This window comes from Streptomyces sp. NPDC037203 (assembly GCF_055605065.1).
Genome location: NZ_JBVJUC010000005.1, coordinates 42664 through 60328, shown reverse-complemented (window position 1 = coordinate 60328; position 17665 = coordinate 42664). Strand labels below are relative to the sequence as shown.

The 17665-nt window shown below is 72.7% G+C and carries 20 protein-coding genes; 11 read left to right on the top strand and 9 right to left on the bottom strand.

Going from position 1 to position 17665, the window contains the following annotated elements; genetic code table 11:
• Positions 1-329: 329 nt before the first annotated feature.
• The 5 genes from ACZ7EC_RS16235 (at position 330) to ACZ7EC_RS16215 (ending at position 5500) form a co-directional block, all read left to right on the top strand.
• Positions 330-1268, top strand: a complete 939-nt coding sequence (locus ACZ7EC_RS16235) for an ATP-binding cassette domain-containing protein (protein ID WP_471063009.1) — start codon at positions 330-332, stop codon at positions 1266-1268.
• A complete protein-coding gene (locus ACZ7EC_RS16230; protein ID WP_471063007.1) occupies positions 1265-2116 on the top strand; it encodes an ABC transporter permease in 852 nt (283 codons plus the stop codon). Before ACZ7EC_RS16235 ends, ACZ7EC_RS16230 begins: the two co-directional genes overlap by 4 nt.
• 68 nt (positions 2117-2184) lie before the next feature.
• Complete coding sequence (locus tag ACZ7EC_RS16225) at positions 2185-3459, top strand: sensor histidine kinase (protein ID WP_471063602.1); 1275 nt, start codon at positions 2185-2187, stop codon at positions 3457-3459.
• Complete coding sequence (locus ACZ7EC_RS16220; protein ID WP_471063005.1) at positions 3456-4124, top strand: response regulator; 669 nt, start codon at positions 3456-3458, stop codon at positions 4122-4124. Before ACZ7EC_RS16225 ends, ACZ7EC_RS16220 begins: the two co-directional genes overlap by 4 nt.
• 224 nt (positions 4125-4348) lie before the next feature.
• Complete coding sequence (locus ACZ7EC_RS16215) at positions 4349-5500, top strand: serine/threonine-protein kinase (protein WP_471063003.1); 1152 nt, start codon at positions 4349-4351, stop codon at positions 5498-5500.
• A gap of 75 nt (positions 5501-5575) precedes the next feature.
• Here ACZ7EC_RS16215 and ACZ7EC_RS16210 read toward each other — a convergent pair whose 3' ends face one another.
• A complete protein-coding gene (locus ACZ7EC_RS16210; protein WP_471063001.1) occupies positions 5576-6211 on the bottom strand; it encodes a peroxiredoxin-like family protein in 636 nt (211 codons plus the stop codon).
• A gap of 69 nt (positions 6212-6280) precedes the next feature.
• Between ACZ7EC_RS16210 and ACZ7EC_RS16205 the strand changes: the two genes are divergently transcribed.
• Complete coding sequence (locus tag ACZ7EC_RS16205) at positions 6281-6895, top strand: TetR/AcrR family transcriptional regulator C-terminal domain-containing protein (RefSeq protein WP_471062999.1); 615 nt, start codon at positions 6281-6283, stop codon at positions 6893-6895.
• A 131-nt stretch (positions 6896-7026) separates the two neighbouring features.
• Here ACZ7EC_RS16205 and ACZ7EC_RS16200 read toward each other — a convergent pair whose 3' ends face one another.
• Positions 7027-7857 carry a M55 family metallopeptidase gene (locus tag ACZ7EC_RS16200; RefSeq protein ID WP_471062998.1) on the bottom strand — a complete coding sequence of 277 codons (831 nt, stop codon included), beginning with the start codon at positions 7855-7857 and terminating at the stop codon, positions 7027-7029.
• A 98-nt stretch (positions 7858-7955) separates the two neighbouring features.
• Between ACZ7EC_RS16200 and ACZ7EC_RS16195 the strand changes: the two genes are divergently transcribed.
• Positions 7956-8231: a hypothetical protein gene (locus ACZ7EC_RS16195; RefSeq protein ID WP_471062996.1), complete on the top strand. Its 276-nt coding sequence runs from the start codon at positions 7956-7958 to the stop codon at positions 8229-8231.
• 112 nt (positions 8232-8343) lie between these two features.
• Positions 8344-10170, top strand: a complete 1827-nt coding sequence (locus ACZ7EC_RS16190; RefSeq protein ID WP_471062994.1) for a phosphatidylglycerol lysyltransferase domain-containing protein — start codon at positions 8344-8346, stop codon at positions 10168-10170.
• Positions 10171-10191: 21 nt separating this feature from the next.
• On the opposite strand, the gene ACZ7EC_RS16185 is transcribed toward ACZ7EC_RS16190, so the two are convergent.
• From ACZ7EC_RS16185 to ACZ7EC_RS16170, 4 genes are all read right to left on the bottom strand, one after another.
• The gene (locus tag ACZ7EC_RS16185) at positions 10192-11604 is read right to left on the bottom strand and encodes a sensor histidine kinase (protein WP_471062992.1); all 1413 of its coding nucleotides are present in this window, start codon (positions 11602-11604) and stop codon (positions 10192-10194) included.
• Positions 11605-12315: a response regulator transcription factor gene (locus ACZ7EC_RS16180; RefSeq protein ID WP_471063600.1), complete on the bottom strand. Its 711-nt coding sequence runs from the start codon at positions 12313-12315 to the stop codon at positions 11605-11607.
• Between the two features lie 129 nt (positions 12316-12444).
• Positions 12445-13134, bottom strand: a complete 690-nt coding sequence (locus ACZ7EC_RS16175) for an FMN reductase (protein ID WP_471062990.1) — start codon at positions 13132-13134, stop codon at positions 12445-12447.
• Positions 13131-14240, bottom strand: coding sequence for an LLM class flavin-dependent oxidoreductase (locus ACZ7EC_RS16170; protein ID WP_471062988.1), 1110 nt, complete (start codon positions 14238-14240; stop codon positions 13131-13133). The genes ACZ7EC_RS16175 and ACZ7EC_RS16170 overlap by 4 nt, the downstream gene beginning before the upstream one ends.
• A gap of 105 nt (positions 14241-14345) precedes the next feature.
• Between ACZ7EC_RS16170 and ACZ7EC_RS16165 the strand changes: the two genes are divergently transcribed.
• From ACZ7EC_RS16165 to ACZ7EC_RS16155, 3 genes are read left to right on the top strand one after another with little or no spacing between them, the layout of a single operon-like run.
• Positions 14346-14687, top strand: coding sequence for a YnfA family protein (locus tag ACZ7EC_RS16165; protein WP_397984651.1), 342 nt, complete (start codon positions 14346-14348; stop codon positions 14685-14687).
• Positions 14688-14736: 49 nt separating this feature from the next.
• Positions 14737-15513 (top strand): SDR family NAD(P)-dependent oxidoreductase, encoded by a 777-nt coding sequence (locus ACZ7EC_RS16160; RefSeq protein ID WP_471062986.1) that lies wholly within the window; start codon positions 14737-14739, stop codon positions 15511-15513.
• On the top strand, positions 15513-15692 hold the full coding sequence (locus tag ACZ7EC_RS16155) for a hypothetical protein (protein WP_471062984.1): 180 nt from the start codon (positions 15513-15515) through the stop codon (positions 15690-15692). The genes ACZ7EC_RS16160 and ACZ7EC_RS16155 overlap by 1 nt, the downstream gene beginning before the upstream one ends.
• 10 nt (positions 15693-15702) lie before the next feature.
• Here the strand turns inward: ACZ7EC_RS16155 and ACZ7EC_RS16150 are convergent, their stop codons facing one another.
• The 3 genes from ACZ7EC_RS16150 to ACZ7EC_RS16140 all read right to left on the bottom strand — a co-directional run bounded on the left by ACZ7EC_RS16150 (position 15703) and on the right by ACZ7EC_RS16140 (position 17613).
• The gene (locus tag ACZ7EC_RS16150) at positions 15703-16017 is read right to left on the bottom strand and encodes a hypothetical protein (protein WP_471062983.1); all 315 of its coding nucleotides are present in this window, start codon (positions 16015-16017) and stop codon (positions 15703-15705) included.
• Complete coding sequence (locus ACZ7EC_RS16145; protein ID WP_471062981.1) at positions 16005-16295, bottom strand: hypothetical protein; 291 nt, start codon at positions 16293-16295, stop codon at positions 16005-16007. The genes ACZ7EC_RS16150 and ACZ7EC_RS16145 overlap by 13 nt, the downstream gene beginning before the upstream one ends.
• A gap of 124 nt (positions 16296-16419) precedes the next feature.
• Positions 16420-17613 carry an RtcB family protein gene (locus ACZ7EC_RS16140; RefSeq protein WP_471062979.1) on the bottom strand — a complete coding sequence of 398 codons (1194 nt, stop codon included), beginning with the start codon at positions 17611-17613 and terminating at the stop codon, positions 16420-16422.
• Between the last annotated feature and the right edge of the window lie 52 nt (positions 17614-17665).

Genomic DNA, 17665 nt, shown 5'->3' with positions numbered 1-17665 from the left:
TCGGGCGGGGTCTTCGGGTCCCGCCCTTCCCGCTCCTCCCGGCCTGCGTCAACGCCGGCGGCGCCCTCGGCTCCTTCCTCGCGCGACCGCGACCGCGCCTGCTCGCCGCCGCGCTCGAACTCGCCGGCGTACCCCTCCTGACCTGCGGTCGGGTCGGCCGCTCGGCCCTCTCGGCGACCCCGCGGGCACCCGCGCGGTCGTAGTACCCCGGTACCACCTCCCCACCACTGTTCGGCCCCCGGTACCACCGGATCCGGCGGATCTCGGGCCTAGCGTGGCGGAGAGGCGTCAGGCGTTCCGGACGCCGGAGTCCGAAAGAGAGAACACGAATGATCGAGGCTCAGCAGCTCACCAAGAGGTACGGGGAGAAGACGGCAGTCGACGGCCTTGGCTTCACGGTGAAACCAGGCGCGGTCACCGGATTCCTCGGTCCGAACGGCGCGGGCAAATCCACGACGATGCGCATGATCGTCGGTCTCGACGCGCCGACCAGCGGCACGGTCACGGTGAACGGACAGCGGTACGCCCGCCACCAGGCGCCGCTCCAGGAGGTCGGGGCGCTCCTGGAGGCGAAGTCGATCCATCCGGGCCGCTCGGCCTACAACCACCTGCGTGCGCTCGCGTTGACGCACGGCATTCCGCGGCGCCGGGTCGACGAGGTCGTCGAACTGGCCGGCCTCGGCAGCGTCGCGAAGAAGCGCGCCGGTGCCTTCTCGCTCGGCATGGGACAGCGGCTCGGCATCGCGGCGGCCCTGCTCGGTGATCCGCAGACCGTGATGCTGGACGAGCCCGTCAACGGGCTGGACCCCGAGGGCGTCCTCTGGATCCGCAACCTGCTCACCGCCCTCGCGGCCGAAGGACGCACGGTGTTCGTCTCCTCGCACCTGATGAGCGAGGTGTCGCTGGTGGCGGATCATCTGATCATCGTCGGGCGGGGACGGCTGCTGGCCGACACGACCGTCACCGACCTGGTGCGCGAGGCGGGCGGCGACACCGTGAAGGTCGCGACGGACGACCCCGCGCGGCTGCGGGACGTGCTGGCCGGGCCGGGAGTGGAGATCACCGGCCGCATCGGTTCCGAGGAGCTCCAGGTCACCGGGGTGTCCGCCCGCGAGATCGGGCTGACGGCCGCCAAGCACGGGATCCCGCTGTTCGAGCTGACCACGAAGGCCGTCTCGCTGGAGGAGGCATTCATGGAACTGACCAGGGACGCCGTGGAGTACCACGGCTCCACGACCGGCACCGAGACCTCCCGGAGCGCGGCATGAGCACCCTCACGGCAACACCCGAGACCCCCGAAGCCTCCCCGGCCGCTCCCGCCCGGCCCGCCTACCGGGTGACCGGACGGCGCGTGCTGGCCTCGGAGTGGGCCAAGCTCTGGAGCCTGCGCTCCACCTGGATCACCCTCGGCCTGGGCCTGGTGTTCCTCGTCGCCTTCGGCATCATCGCGGCGAGCCACTACAAGTCGAACCTCGGCTCCGGCCGGCACATGGACCGCGACTTCGCCACCGCCACGGCCGCGAGCCTGTCCCTCTTCGGCACGAACTTCGCGCAACTCGCCCTCGGGGTACTCGGCGTGCTGGTCACGGCGGGCGAGTACTCCACCGGCATGATCCGCTCCACCCTGGCCGCGGTGCCGCGCCGGCTGCCGGTGCTGTGGTCGAAGGCGGCGGCGTACGGACTGGTCGCCCTGGTGGTCGCCACCGCCGGCGCCTTCGTCGCGTTCCTCGTCGGCAGCCGGATCGTGTCGGGCACGCCCGCCGCCATGGGCCTCGGTCACGCCGGCGTCGTACGCAGCCTGCTGGGCGCCGGGCTGTACCTGGGCCTGGTCGGCGTGATCGGCACCGCTCTGGGCATGCTGCTGCGGTCGGTGGCCGGCGGCATCTCGGTGCTCGTGGGCGCCCTGATGCTCGTACCCGGACTGGTCTCCCTGCTGCCCGCCTCGTGGCAGGGTGACATCAATCCCTACCTGCCGAGCAACGCGGGCGAGTCGGTCTTCGCCCTGACCCACGACTCGACCACCCTGTCGCCGGGCGCCGGACTGCTGGTCTTCCTCGGCTGGACGGCACTGGCGCTGGCCGGCGCGGCGTACCGGCTGCTGCGCAGCGACGTCTGAGCCCGAGCCACCCGCATCATGGGCTGGTGACGTCCGTGACCTCCTCGACCACCGAAGATCTCAGCGCGATGGGGCCGCTGGTCGCCCGGCTCGGCCGGGTCGGCCAGCGGCTGCGGTATGCCGACCGCGCCCGGCCGTGGGTGCTGGACACCGCGGTGGTGGTGCTGGTCTTCCTGATGTTCTGCCTGCCGGACGTGCTGCACGCGGCCGGCACGATCAAGGGGGACGGAGACGGCGACGGCCCGCACCGCTTCCGCATGGCGTTCACCCGGTTGCCGGTGGCAGGGATGCTGGCCCTGCAGGCCGGGCTGGTACTTCCGCTGCTGTGGCGACGCCGTGCACCCGCGACGGCCTTCGGCGCGGTCACTGCGGTGTTCGTGCTCCAGTGGTCGCTCGGCGCGGCGCTCCGTGCGGACGTGGCTCTCTTCGTCGCCCTGTACAGCCTGGCCCTGCACGGACGGCTGCGGCAGCTGCCCTGGGCCTGCGCGGCGACAGCGGGCGCGCTCGGCTTGGTCGCGGCGACGGTGTCGGCGGCGATGTCGGTCTGGGACGCGCTGTTCTTCCTGCTGAGCACGGCGACCGCGGCCCTCGCGCTCGGTCTGATGATCCGCATCCGGCGGGCCCAGCTGGCCGGGCTGCGGGACCGCGCGGCACGGCTGGAGATCGAACGCGACCAGCGCGGCCGACTCGCCGTCGCGGCCGAGCGGACGCGGGTGGCCCGCGAGATGCACGACATCGTCGGCCACAACCTGTCCGTCATCATCACCCTCGCCGACGCGGGCGCCTACGCCACCGCCGCCGCCCCGGAGCGGGGTATGGAAGCCCTGCACCTCATCGGGGACACCGGTCGGCAGGCACTGAGCGAACTGCGCCGGGTACTCGGCGTGCTGCGCGAGGCGGACGGCCCGCGGGCCGAGCCGGAACTGACCCCGCAGCCCGGTCTCGCGGACATCGACGCGCTGTGCGAGGGGGTGCGCGCCGCCGGCCTGGAGGTCGTCTACCGTACGGCCGGTGACGTCGACGCGCTCGACAGCGGGGTGCAGCTCGCGGTCTACCGCATCGTGCAGGAAGCCCTGACCAACACCCTCAAACATGCCGGTGCGGGCGCCCGTGCGAACCTGGCGATCGCCATCGAGGACACGGGGGTGACCATCACCGTCCAGGACTCCGGGCCGGCCACACCGGCCGGGCGCCCCGGCGCGGCCAACGAGGAAGGACACGGCCTGGTGGGCATGCGGGAACGAGCGGCCCTCTACGGAGGGCACGTCAGCGCGGGCCCCGCCGGCACCGGCTGGACGGTGCGCGCCGCCCTCGACCTCGCCCCCGAGGGCGGTGCCCGATGACGACCGTGCTGATCGTGGACGACCAGCCGCTGCAGCGGTACGGCTTCCGGATGCTCCTCGACTCCGTACCCGAGACGGACGTGGTCGGCGAGGCCGCGCACGGAACCGAGGCCGTGCGCAAGGCCGCCGAACTCCGCCCCGATGTGGTCCTCATGGACGTGCGCATGCCGGGCATGGACGGTATCGAGGCCACACGCCGCATCGTCGCCACCGGCGACCGCTCCCGCGTCCTCGTCCTGACCACCTTCGACCTCGACGAGTACGTCTACGCGGCCCTGCGCGCCGGGGCCAGCGGTTTCCTGCTCAAGGACGCCCGCCCCGAGGATCTCCTCGCCGGAATCCGTGCGGTGGCCGCCGGCGACGCGGTCATCGCCCCCGCCCTCACCCGCCGCCTGCTGCACGAATTCGCCCGGCTCGTGCCACCCGGCGGCCTCGGCTGTGCCGGGGATCCGCGCCTGAACACCCTCACCGAGCGCGAACGCGAGATCCTCGTCGCCATCGGCAAGGGCTGGTCCAACGGCGAGATCGCCACGCATTTCGTGCTGTCCGAATCCACGGTGAAGACCCACGTCGGCCGCGTCCTCTCCAAAATCGGCGCCCGCGACCGCGTCCAGGCCGTCATCTTCGCCTACGACCACGGCCTGACCCGCCCTCAGCCCGGCTGAACCCGCGGCCCTGACACAGGGTGATCGGTGCCGCCCCCCCGGATGTCCCGGATGTCGCGGAGAGCGGGGCGATGTCCGTGCCGTCCGGTGCCCGAGAGCGCCGCGAGCGCCCGCCGGGCCGGATACGCTTGGGCCGCTGCGGCACCCTCCCAACTGATCCGCTCCCGCGGTGAGTCACGGCCTGCGGCGATCCAGACGTCTTTGGGCATGAGGATGAAGAACACGTGCTTATAGCGGGCCGATACAGGCTGCGGGACACCATCGGGCGGGGCGCGATGGGGGAGGTCTGGCGGGCCTTCGACGAGACGCTCGGCAGACCGGTCGCCGTGAAGCTGCTGCTCCCCCACGACTCCGACCCCACCGCGTCCTCGCGGTTCCGGCTGGAGGCGCAGACCGCGGGGCGCCTCAGCCATCCGAACGTCGTCGGCGTCCTGGACTTCGGCGAGTTCGAGGGCCGGCTGTTCCTGGTGATGGAGCTGGTCGACGGGGGCAGCCTCGACGGGCTGCTCAGCGCCTCCGGGCCGCTGCCCACCGAACGGGTGGCCCGCATCGCCGCGCAGGCCGCCACCGGGCTGGCCCTCGCGCACCGGCAGGGCATCGTGCACCGGGACATCAAGCCGGCCAACCTGCTGCTGGCCGCCGACGACACCCTGAAAATAGGCGACTTCGGCATCGCCCGCTTCTTCGACGACCCCAACTCCGCGCTCACCGCCACCGGTCAGATCGTCGGCACCAGCCTCTACCTCGCGCCCGAGCGTGCCCTGGGCCGCACCGCCGGACCGGCCTCCGACGTGTACTCCCTGGGCTGCGTGCTCTATCAACTCCTCACCGGCAGACCGCCGTTCCAGGCGGACAGCCCGCTCGCGGTGCTGCACCAGCACCTCGACGCCACCCCGGCCCCGCCCCGGCACCTGCGCACCGACCTCTCGCCCGCCTTCGAGAGCTATCTGCTCGGCCTGCTGGCGAAGGAGCCGGAGAGCAGACCCACGGCGGAGGAGGTGGCGGACTGGTTCGGGCGCGGATCCTGGCGCGGCGCGCCGGAACCGCTGCCGGTCGCGCACCAGGGGCACGGCCGGTCGAAGCCGCCGCTCGCCGCCGGCCCGCGCATCGCCGTCCCCGCACACCGCGCCGCCACCCCCGTGCGCCACGCGGCCGCCCCCGCACGCCGCACCGCCGCTCCGCCCGCCCGGCCCTCCTCCGACGGCGCCTTCGCCCCGGCGGGGGACACCGAGTGGCAGACGAGCGTGCACCGCGCCGCCAACCGCCGCCCGCGCCTGCCGTTGCTGCGCCGCTCCCGGCTGCTGGCCGTGCTGGGCGGCACCGGCCTCTTCGTCCTGGCGCTGCTCGCGGGCATGGCGTGGTTCTCGCCCAGCTGAGCGAGCGAGGAGAGGCGGGCCGGGGACGGTTCGAGGGGGTACGGCGGCTGCCCCGAGCCCGCTCGGCGCCCTCTCTCAGGGCCCCTTGAGGCCCTCGGCCCCCTCGGCACCGCTCCGCGAGGCCCTCGCCTCCGCCGCCCGTGCCAGCACCTCGTCCACCGACCACTGGTCATAGGCGTGCTCGCCGTAGCGCGCGGCGGTGATCCTGCCCCCGGCGTCGATCAGGAAGTCCGCGGGCAGGCCCAGCCGACCCCCGTGCGGCTGGGCCGCCGGTGCGTGTTCCCGGCCGCGTGGGATCGTCCATGCGCTGCGCAGCACCGCCCGCAGCACCGGGCCCCAGACCCGCGGGTCCAGCAGGGACCGCGGCGACGACTCCACGCCGAACTCGGCGTACAGCCGCTTGTCCGGGTCGGCGACGACCGGGAAGGGCAACTCGCCGACGTGCGGCCGCAGTTCTTCCTCGGATGAGTGGAAGAGGACCACCTCGCGGATGCCGGCCGCGCTCAGCTCCGCGTGCCGTCGTACGACCGACCGCAGATGCAGATTGCACACCGGGCAGCCGGCGAAGCGCCGGAACTGGAGGTGGGTCAGCCGGCCGGGATCGGGGTCGGGGAGATCGAGGGGCGGGCCCGTGACCGGGACAAGGGTGCGCGGGGTGACCGAGGCGCCGGGGGCAAGGCGCCCGCCGGGCAGGGACGTGGGCATCGACATCGGCCTCCTTGATAGGCGTATGCCGTACACCTACGAGTGTTAGGTGTATGCCGTACGCTGTCAAGCGCCATGCCCCGACCCCGCTCCCTGAGCCACGACCGACTGGCCGCCGCCGCGCTCGCCGTCCTCGACCGCGACGGTCTCGCCGCGCTGTCCATGCGCGCGGTCGCCGCGGAACTCGGCATGAGCACGATGGCGCTGTACCGGTACGTCCGCGACCGCGACGAACTGGAGCTGCTGGTCGTGGAGTTCGTGCTCTCGGCGGTCGACACCGGCGCGCCGGACGCCGGGCTGCCCTGGCGGGAGCGGATCGGGATTCTGGTGCGGCGGATGCGGGACACACTGAGCGCGCACCCTGCCGCCGTGCCGCTGACCATGACCCACCGGCACCACTCGCTCGCGCTGCTCCGCTGGTCGGAGACGGTCCTCACGGTGCTCACCGGCGCGGGCTTCGACGGCGAGGACCGGGTCATCGCCCTGCGCAGCCTGGTCGCCTACGTCAACGGCGCCCTGCAACTGGAGCACCTGGGCGCCCTCTCCGGCGCGGGCACGGCCGCCATCTCGGAGCTGTCCCGCGACGACTTCCCGCTGATGGCCGCCACCGGGCGCAGCGCCCGGCAGGTGGACCCGGAGCGGGCGTTCTTCGGCGGGCTGGCCGTCCTGCTGCGCGGACTGGACCACTGAGCCTTACGGCTCAGGCCGGCCGGAACCGGTCCGCCGGACCCGCCACCTCGCACGCCGTGGTGACGTCCCGCCTCGCACGCCGCGGTCACGTCCCGCCGCGTGCCCGCAAGCCGGGCGCCTGACGGCCCCGCTCAGCAGTACGGCGCCTGTCCCGTCAGCGACGCCGCCACCCTCGTCCACACCCCGAACTGCCGGTACAGCGAGGGGAGCCGGCCGGACGCCCGGATGGTGCGGGCGTCGTCCGCCGCGACTCCGGTCAGGCCGAGCAGGGTCGTGGCGACGGCGGTGGACTGCCAGCGGACGGCGAGGGTCGCCTCGGCCGCGGCGGGGGCCGGGCGGGGCGGGAGCGGGGTGAGGGCGGCCGCCACCGCGTCCTCGATCGCCTTGCGGGCCTCCGCCGCGGGGCGCAGCTCGGCGGCGAAGCGGTCATGGGCGTACTTCACCGGCACCGCGGCCACCGACGAATCCCACTCCGTCACCTCCGCGCACGCCGCGTCGTCACCCGTGAGGGTCACCACCGGCACGCCCAGGGCCGCCGCCGTGGCGTGGGCGAGGCCGATCTCGCCGACCGGCCGGCCGTCCAGCCACATGTCCTCGATCTCATGGCCCATGAAGCTGTGGCTGAGCACGCCCGGAACGCCGGCGCGGGCGTGGTAGCCGACGCAGACCATCGCGTCGTAGTCCTCCGTCAGCCCCTCCAGCATGCCCATCGGCTTGGGCTTGCCGCGCACCAGCCGGGCGGCGGGGTGCAGGTCGTCGGGGCGCAGGTTGCGCATCGGGCCGTGGGCGTCGTTCACGAGGACGTCGCGCGCGCCGGCCGCAAGCGCGCCGCGCACCGCCGCGTTCACGTCCTCCGCCATCATGGAGCGGCCCCGCTCGTAGTCCCGCCCCCGCGGCTGGACGTCGTCGGCGTCGACGAGGCCGGTGATGCCTTCCATGTCCGCGCTCACGTATACACGCATAGCATCGACCCTAATGGACCCTACGTATTGTAGGTTCCCAATCGGCCGCAGCCGCAAGGCCGTTCATACACCTGTTCCACCACGTCACCGGGGGATTCATGCAGGACACGGAGACGGCGCCCGGCGGCGAGGTCTGCGCGCGCAGCCTCGCGCCGACCCTCGCCGTACTCGTCGTCAGCCTCTTCGTCGCCGCCGTGGGGGTGTACGAGCTGTGCGGCTTCGGACTGCACAGCCTCGACCGGCGCCCGCATCTGTTCAGCGACGGGCTCGCCACCGGCGGGGTGATCGCCGCGGCGGTGGCCGCGGGGGCCGCGGTGGGGAACCTGGCGTGGATACTGACCTCCGCCCGGCGCGACTCGGAAAGGACCGGGTAAGAAGCGGCCCCGGTACGCTCCTGTCCTCAGACCGACACCGGCGCATATTTCCCTACTCGCTGTAGGGTCTCGCCGTAGTCCCCGTCCCCCCTCACCAAGGTGACCAGTCACCATGCCCGCTCCACAGCCGACCGAGTCGACCGTCCCCGCCCCGCACGCCCCCGCCGAGCGTGCCCCGCGCCGCCCGTTCCCGCCGATCGCGCCCAGCCCCCGGCTGCGTGCCGCGGCGGCCTCGGCCACGGTGTGGTACCTGCGGTTGATCGCCGTGCTCAACGTCCTCGCGGTCCTCTCCCTGCCGTTCCGCCAGGAGGTCCACGAGCACAACACCAGCAAGCTTTTCAACCAGGAGCACCCGCACCAGCACGTCGGCGCGTTCTTCACGCCGTACCTGGCCACCGGCGGTCTCGTCTCGGCCGCGCTCGCGATCTTCCTGATGCTGGTGATGCGGCGCCGCAAGCGCGCCGCCTGGCTGACCAACATCGCGCTGGCCGGGCCGCTGTTCGCGGTGTACGTCGTCGGGCTCATCACCCAGGACCGGTACGCCGACCACGTCTTCAACTGGGTCTCCGCCGGTCTGACCGGCCTGTTCCTGGCCGCCCTGCTGATCGGCAGGCGCGAGTTCAATGCGGTCGGCGACCCCTCCAACCCGAAGCTGGCGCTGGCCGTCGGCGCGGGCGGGCTGCTGGCCACCGGCGGCCTCGGCACCCTGCTGGTGCACGCCACCAACAAGCTGCCCGGCGCGGGCCTCACCGACGAGATCGTCTACACCTATCTGCGCGGCATCAGCGTCGGCGTGTTCGCCGACCGCATCGACCATGTGCACGCGCCCCGCTGGACCGACATCACCGTCAACGCCCTGCTCGCCGGCGCCTTCTGCCTCGTCCTGTACGCCTGCTTCCGCTCCCCGCGCGGCAAGCAGCTGCTCACCGCCGCCGACGAGGAGCGGCTGCGCGCCCTGCTCGACAAGCACGGCGCCCGCGACTCCCTCGGCTACTTCGCACTGCGCCGCGACAAGGCCGCCGTCTTCTCCCCCAGCGGCAAGGCGGCGATCACCTACCGCGTCGTCGGCGCCGTCTCCCTCGCCTCCGGCGACCCGATCGGCGACCCCGAGGCATGGCCCGGCGCCATCGACGCCTGGCTCGCCGAGGCCCGCAGGCACGCCTGGGTCCCGGCGGTCATGGGCGCGAGCGAGGAGGCCGGCACCGTCTACGCCCGGCACGGTCTGGACGCCCTCGAACTCGGTGACGAAGCCATCGTGGACATCGCCGACTTCACCCTCGAAGGGCGGCCCATGCGGGTGGTCCGCCAGGCCCACAACCGGGTCAAGCGGGCCGGCTACACCGTGCGCATCCGGCGCCACGAGGACATTCCGGCCGACGAGATGGCCGTCCTCATCGACCGCGCCGACCACTGGCGCGACGGCGCCACCGAGCGCGGCTTCTCCATGGCCCTGGGCCGCCTCGGCGATCCGGGGGACGGCCGCTGCGTGATGCTGGAGTGCCGCGACGGCGAAGGCCAGCCGCGCGCCCTGCTCAGCTTCGTGCCCTGGGGCGAGCACGGGCTCTCCCTGGACCTGATGCGCCGCGACCGCGACTGCGAGAACGGCCTGATGGAGTACATGGTCGTCGAACTCCTGCTGCGCGCGGGAGAGTTGGGGGTACGACGGGTCTCGCTGAACTTCGCCATGTTCCGCTCGGTCTTCGAACGCGGCGCCCGCCTCGGCGCCGGTCCGGTGCTGCGGCTGTGGCGCTCGGTCCTCACCTTCTTCTCCCGCTGGTGGCAGATCGAGTCCCTGTACCGGGCGAACGCGAAGTACCGGCCGGTGTGGGAGCCGCGGTTCCTCCTGTTCGCCAAGTCCAGCGACATCCCGCGCATCGGGCTGGCGAGCGCGCGGGCGGAGGGGTTCCTCACGCTGCCGGGGATGGGCGAGCGGTCGTAACCCCTCCCGCCCCCGGCCCGGTCAGCCCCCGCCGACCGTGAACCCGATCACCGCGCCCCCGCCCTCCCGGCGGTACGCGAACGGCGCTCCCCCGTGCGCCATCGCCACCTCGCGCACGATGGACAGCCCGAGCCCCGAGCCCGGCAGGGAGCGCGCGTCGGCGGCCCGGTAGAAGCGGTCGAAGATGCGGATCAGGTCGCCCTCCGCGATGCCCGGCCCCCGGTCCTGGACCTCCACCCGGACGGTTCCCGGCCGGGCCGGGCCCAGGACGTGGACCTCGATCGGCGCATGGCCCGCCCGGTCGAACTTGGCCGCGTTCTCCACCAGGTTGGAGATGGCCCGCTGGAGCATTCCGGGCCGCCCGTCGGTCGTCGTGTCGCCGCTCGCGCGCAGCACGATCTCCCGTCCGGTGCGCCGTGAGGCGAGCCCCACCACGTCCTCCGCGATATCGGCGAGATCCACCCGCTGCGGCGGCTCGGTGTCCGACTGCCCGGCGGCGAGATCGACCAGCTCGTTGACCAGGTCGGTGAGCTCCCGCGCCTCCTGGGTGAGGTCGGCGACCAGGTCGTCGCGGGTGCCCGGCGGCAGCTCGTCGATGCGGCGCAGCAGCGAGATGTTCGTGCGCAGCGAGGTGAGCGGTGTCCGCAGCTCGTGTCCCGCGTCCTGGACCAGGCGCCGCTGGTCCTCCTCCGACTGCGCGAGCCGCCCCAGCATCCGGTCGAAGGCCCGCCCGAGCCGCCCCACCTCGTCGAGGCCGGCCACCGGCACCTCGATGCCCAGGCGCCGGGTGCGGGCGACGTCCTCGGCGGCGGAGGTGAGCATCACCAGGCGCCGGGTGATCCGGCGGGCCAGCCACCAGCCGAACAGCCCGGCCGCGATCACCACGGCCGCCATCAGGATCAGCGTCCGCTGCTGGAGCGTGCGCAGCAGGTCCTCGGTGTCGCTGAACTCCTGCGCCACCTGCACCGCGCCCCGCCCGTCGCCGAGCGAGACGGTGGCGATGCGGTAGAGGTCGTCGCCGACCCGGACGTCCTTGTGCTCGACCGCCCTGCCGGCCGTCCGCGCGAGCGCCATCGCCCGGTCGTGGGAGGTCACGGGCAGCGACGGGTCGCCGTGGTCGACGATCTGCCCCTGCGCGCCGAGCACCTGCACATCGGTGCGGGCGGGCCGGACCAGGTCGTGGCCGGGCCGGGAGGAGGAGAAGTCCTCCGGCACCATCCGGTGCTGCCGCACCTCGTCCCGTACGTCCTGCACGACCTGGGCGAACACCGTCTGCTGGTCGACCCGGACCAGCCGGGCCGCGGAGCCGTACGACACGATGCCGACGAGGATCGCGACGGCCGCGGTGACGGCGGCGAAGGAGATGGCGAAGGTGGTGCGCAGGGAGACCAGCTTGGGCCGGCGCCGAGCGAGCGTGCGGCGCAGGCGGCCCACTCAGTCCTCCCGCAGCACGTAACCCACGCCCCGCACCGTGTGGATCAGCTGCGGGGCGCCGGGCTCGTCCAGTTTGCGGCGCAGATAGCCGACGTAGACGGCGAGGTTCTTGGAGCCGGGCCCGAAGTCGTAGCCCCAGATCCGGTCGTAGATCGTGGAGTGGTCGAGGACGATGCCGGCGTTGCGCACCAGCAGTTCGAGCAGCTCGAACTCGGTGCGGGTCAGCTCCAGTTCCCGCCTGCCGCGCCAGGCGCGGCGGGCCTGGAGGTCCATGCGGATGCCGGCGGCCTCGACCTGCCGGTCGGAGAGCTGGGGCTCGCCCCGGCCGCCGTCGCCGACCGGGCCCGCGGGGACCGGGCTGGTGCGGCGCAGCAGGGCGCGCAGCCGGGCGAAGACCTCCTCGACGTCGAAGGGCTTGACCACGTAGTCGTCGGCGCCGGCGTCCAGGCCCGCGATCCGGTCGGCGGTCTCCACGAGGGCGGTGAGCATGAGGATGGGCGTGCGGTCGCCCTCGGCGCGCAGCACCCGGCAGACCTGGAGGCCGTCGATGCCCGGCATCATCACGTCGAGCACGAGGACGTCCGGCGGGGTCTTGTGGGCCTGTGCGAGTGCCTCGACGCCGTCGGCCACCGCCATCACCTCGTAGCCTTCCAGGGTCAGGGCACGTTCGAGGGCGTGGCGGATGGCGCGGTCGTCTTCGGCGAGGAGCACAGTCTGGGGCACGGAACCAGTCTGCCAAGGCCTCCGGCGGTTCGGCGGAGGAGGCTGGGCCTACGATCACCCTTTTTACCGCGCTCTCACCGTGGAGCGGGCAACGGGTGCGGCTCGCCTACCGTCTTCTCACCGAACGGGGTGAGTGGGTCCTTTGGCGCCGCTCGCCGTCGGGTGCGGCTGGATCGTGGCTGGTCGCGGCCGCGCGGCGGAGTCGGACGCCGTCCCGGCCCGTGCCCCTCCGGGTGCCTGGAGCGCGGCGAGCTGCCGGGCGAAGGGCACCACCCGTGGCTCCTCCCGGCGCTCGGCCTTCTGCGGGGTCAGCGCGACCAGTTCCCGAGCCGCCCGGTCGATCCGTTCCGCCAGGCCCTGCGCTCCCCAGTCCTCCGAGGCGGCGTAGACGCCGGTCGGCAGGACCACGGCCCGCAGGTGGGAGAAGAGGGGGCGCAGGGCGTGGTCGAGGACCAGGGAGTGCCGGGCGGTGCCCCCGGTCGCCGCGATCAGCACCGGCTTGCCGGCCAGCGCGTCCCGGTCGAGCACGTCGAAGAAGGACTTGAACAGCCCGCTGTACGACGCGCCGAACACCGGCGTGACGACGACCAGCCCGTCGGCCCCCGTCACCGCGTCCTGCGCGGCGGCGAGCGCCTTGCCCGGAAAGCCGCTGGTGAGGTGGTGCGCGATCTCGACGGCCAGCTCGCGCAGCTCGATCACCCGCAGGTCCACGGGCGTCCGGTCCGCGACCGCGGCGGCGAGCCGGTCGGCCAGCAGCCGGGTGGACGAGGGGACGCTCAGTCCCGCCGATACGACGACGAGCTTCATGCGGCACTCTCCTGCTTCTCTCGCTTGCCGTCCTCTTCCTTCGCGGCCGACAGCGACCGGTGGGTCGGCGCCTTTGGGACCCCGGCCGGGCGGCCCTTCGCGAACTCCGCGCGCAGCACCGGCACGACCTCCTCGCCCAGCAGGTCCAGCTGCTCCAGGACGGTCTTCAGCGGCAGCCCGGCGTGATCCATCAGGAACAGCTGGCGCTGGTAGTCGCCGACGGTCTCGCGGAACGCCAGGGTCCGCTCGATCACCTGCTGCGGGGAGCCCACCGTGAGCGGGGTCTGCTCGGTGAAGTCCTCCAGCGAGGGGCCGTGTCCGTACACCGGGGCGTTGTCGAAGTACGGCCGGAACTCGCGCACGGCGTCCTGCGAGTTCCGGCGCATGAACGCCTGGCCGCCGAGGCCGACGATCGCCTGCTCGGGGCTGCCGTGGCCGTAGTGGGCGTAGCGCGCCCGGTACAGCTCGACCATCCGCCGGGTGTGCTCGGCCGGCCAGAAGATGTTGTTGTGGAAGAAGCCGTCGCCGTAGTACGCGGCCTGCTCGGCGATCTCCGGGGAGCGGATGGAGCCGTGCCAGACGAACGGCGGCACGCCGTCCAGGGGCCGCGGGGTGGAGGTGAAGCCCTGGAGCGGGGTGCGGAAGGTGCCCTCCCAGTCGACGACGTCCTCGCGCCACAGCCGGCGCAGCAGGGCGTAGTTCTCGATGGCGAGGTCGATGCCCCGGCGGATGTCCTTGCCGAACCAGGGGTAGACCGGGCCGGTGTTGCCGCGGCCCATCATCAGGTCGACGCGGCCGTCGGCCAGGTGCTGGAGCATCGCGTAGTCCTCCGCGATCTTCACCGGATCGTTGGTGGTGATCAGCGTGGTGGACGTGGAGAGGATCAGGTTCTCGGTGCGCGCGGCGATGTAGCCGAGCATCGTGGTCGGGGACGAGGGCACGAACGGCGGGTTGTGGTGCTCGCCGGTCGCGAAGACGTCCAGGCCGACCTCCTCGGCCTTCAGCGCGATGGCGACCATGGCCTTGATCCGCTCGCGCTCGGTCGGCGTCCGCCCCGTGGTGGGGTCCGGCGTGACGTCGCCGACCGTGAAGATCCCGAACTGCATGGCCGCTCACCTTCCAAATGGTTGATTGTTCAACTACATCGGGCCCAACGGTACCCCGCGCCCGGATATTCCGGCACCGGCCCCCCGCCATGCCAAGCTGCCGCCATGACGACGATCCTCCGTTCCGCCGCCCTCTTCGTCCTCGCCGCGATCTTCGAGATCGGCGGGGCCTGGCTCGTCTGGCAGGGGGTGCGGGAGCAGCGCGGCTGGCTGTGGGCGGCCGGCGGGGTGCTCGCGCTCGGGGCGTACGGGTTCGTCGCCACCTTCCAGCCGGACGCGCACTTCGGGCGCATCCTGGCGGCGTACGGCGGGATCTTCGTGGCGGGCTCGCTGCTGTGGGGCGTGATCGCGGACGGCTACCGGCCCGACCGCTGGGACATCGCCGGGGCGCTCGTCTGCCTCGGCGGAATGGCGCTGATCATGTGGGCCCCGAGGAACGGCGGCTGAGCCTCGCCTACATTGGACGGAGCCGACCGTCGCACCCGAGGAGCAGCCCATGGCCACGACCGCCCCGTCCGCCGCCTCCCGCATCGCCGTCGTCACCGGTGCGAGCAGCGGCATCGGCGCCTCGACGGCCCGGCAGCTCGCCGCCGCCGGCTACCGCGTGGTGCTCACCGCCCGCCGCAAGGACCGCATCGAGGCCCTGGCCGAGGAGATCAACGCGGCGGGTCACGCGGCGACGGCGTACCCGCTGGACGTGACGGACCGCGCGGCCGTGGACGAGTTCGCGACGGCCTTCACGACCATCGGCGTCCTGGTGAACAACGCGGGCGGCGCGCTCGGCGCCGACCCGGTGGCCACCGGCGACCCGGCCGACTGGCGCACGATGTACGAGACGAACGTCATCGGCACCCTGAACCTCACCCAGGCCCTGCTGCCCAAGCTGGAGGCGAGCGGCGACGGCGTCGTGGTCGTGGTCTCCTCCACCGCCGGACACGCGACGTACGAGGGCGGCGCGGGCTACGTCGCCGCCAAGCACGGCGCCCATGTACTCGCCGAGACCCTCCGCCTGGAGATCGTCGGCCGCCCGGTGCGCGTCGTGGAGATCGCGCCCGGCATGGTCAGGACCGAGGAGTTCGCCCTGACCCGCTTCGGCGGCGACGCGGACCGGGCGGAGAAGGTCTACGCGGGCGTGGCCGAGCCGCTGACCGCGGACGACGTGGCCGAGACGATCACCTGGGCGGTGACCCGGCCCAGCCACGTCAACATCGACCTCCTGGTGGTCCGCCCGCGTGCCCAGGCGTCCAATACGAAGGTCCACCGGGAGCTGTGATGGCCGAGGAGACCGCCGGCGCGCCCGCCCCCCTCACCCCCGGCGAGGAGTTCGACAAGCGCCGCCTCGCCCGGGAGAAGCGGGACGAGCGCAAGGTCTGGTACTTCCTCGCCTACTTCCTCTTCGGCATCCACCTCGTGGCGTTCGTCATGATCTACGCCGTGCGGCACGGCAAGTAGGCGCACCGGGTCAGCGGGCCGCCCGGCACGCCGGATCGTCCACGATCACCGCGTTCGCCGGGATGATCTCGACGTCGTCGTCGTCCTTCTGCCGCACGTACTTGGTGGTGGCGTACGCCCGCTTGCCCGCGCCGACGCACTTGGTGGCGAGGTTGCCGAACCCATCGGGGAAGTTGTAGACCTCGGCGGGCGAGTCCTCCCCGGCGCGGCCCGCCACCGGGGCGTCCGCCTTGCCGCGCTCCTCGTAGTGCTGCCGGGAGCAGCCGCTGAGCAGCAGCACCGCGCAGACGCCCGCCACGGCGAGGTGCGCGCTCAGCCGGCGCATGCCTTGTCCTCCACGATCTGCACGTTCGACGGCCCGCTGGCGTTCGTCGTCACATACGCCCGGAACCCGTGCCCCACGCACTTGGTGGCCAGGTTCCCGAAGCCGTCGGGCATGTTGTAGACCTCGGCGGGCGTGTTGTCCCCCGCCCGCCCCTGCACCGGCGCGTCGCCCTTGCCGCGTTCGTCGTTGTACTTCTGCGAGCAGCCCACCAGCAGGCCCGCCACGATCACCACCAGACCCGCGGCCCGGATCGCCCCGCCTCTGCGCACTCGGTTCATCGGCCGTCCCTCCCCAGAGAGTTCCCACGACACTGCTGCACGGTTGATGCCCGCGTCGATGCCCGCACCTGAGGACAGCGAAGGGGGCCGGAATGGTTCCGGCCCCCTTCCGCGTCCGCCGCCCTCAGCCCTTGACGCAGACGACCTGCTTCAGCTTCGCCACGACCTCCACCAGGTCCCGCTGCTGGTCGATGACCTGGTCGATGGACTTGTAGGCGCCCGGAATCTCGTCCACCACACCGGAGTCCTTGCGGCACTCCACGCCCCGCGTCTGCTCCTCCAGGTCCTTGGCGGTGTAGCGCCGCTTGGCCGCGTTGCGGCTCATGCGCCGGCCCGCGCCGTGCGAGGCGGAGTTGAAGGAGCTGTCGTTGCCCAGGCCCCTGACGATGTACGAGCCCGTGCCCATGGAGCCCGGAATGATGCCGAGGTCGCCGGAGCCGGCCCGGATCGCGCCCTTGCGGGTGACCAGCAGGTCCATGCCGTCGTAGCGCTCCTCGGCCACGTAGTTGTGGTGGCAGGAGATCTCCGGCTCGAACAGCGGCTTGGCCTTCTTGAACTCCTTGCGGATCACGTCCTTCAGGAGCGCCATCATCAGGGTGCGGTTGTATTTCGCGTACTCCTGCGCCCAGAACAGGTCGTTGCGGTACGCCGCCATCTGCGGGGTGTCCGCGACGAACACGGCCAGGTCGCGGTCGACCAGGCCCTGGTTGTGCGGGAGCTTCTGGGCCACGCCGATGTGGTGCTCGGCCAGCTCCTTGCCGATGTTGCGGGACCCGGAGTGGAGCATCAGCCAGACCGCGCCGGCGGTGTCGGTGCACACCTCCACGAAGTGGTTGCCGCTGCCGAGCGTGCCCATCTGCCTGGTGGCGCGCTCCTGGCGGAAGTGGACCGCCTCGGCGACCCCGCGGAACCGCCCCCAGAACTCGTCCCAGCCGCTGGTCGGCAGACCGTGGAAGCCGCCGGGGTCGACCGGGTCGTCATGCATGCCGCGGCCCACCGGGATCGCCTGCTCGATCTTCGAGCGCAGCCGGGACAGGTCGCCCGGCAGGTCGCCGGCGGTCAGCGAGGTCTTCACCGCGGACATCCCGCAGCCGATGTCCACCCCGACCGCGGCCGGGCACACCGCGTCCCGCATCGCGATCACGGAGCCGACCGTGGCGCCCTTGCCGTAATGCACGTCCGGCATCACGGCCAGGCCCTTGATCCACGGCAGCGTCGCCACGTTCTGGAGCTGGCGCAGGGCGCCGTCCTCGACCGTGGCCGGGTCGGCCCACATCCGGATCGGCACCCGCGCGCCCGGCATCTCCACGTACGACATGACTTCCTCGTCCCCCCGGACTCGACAACTGGAACAACAAGAGCGATAAGAA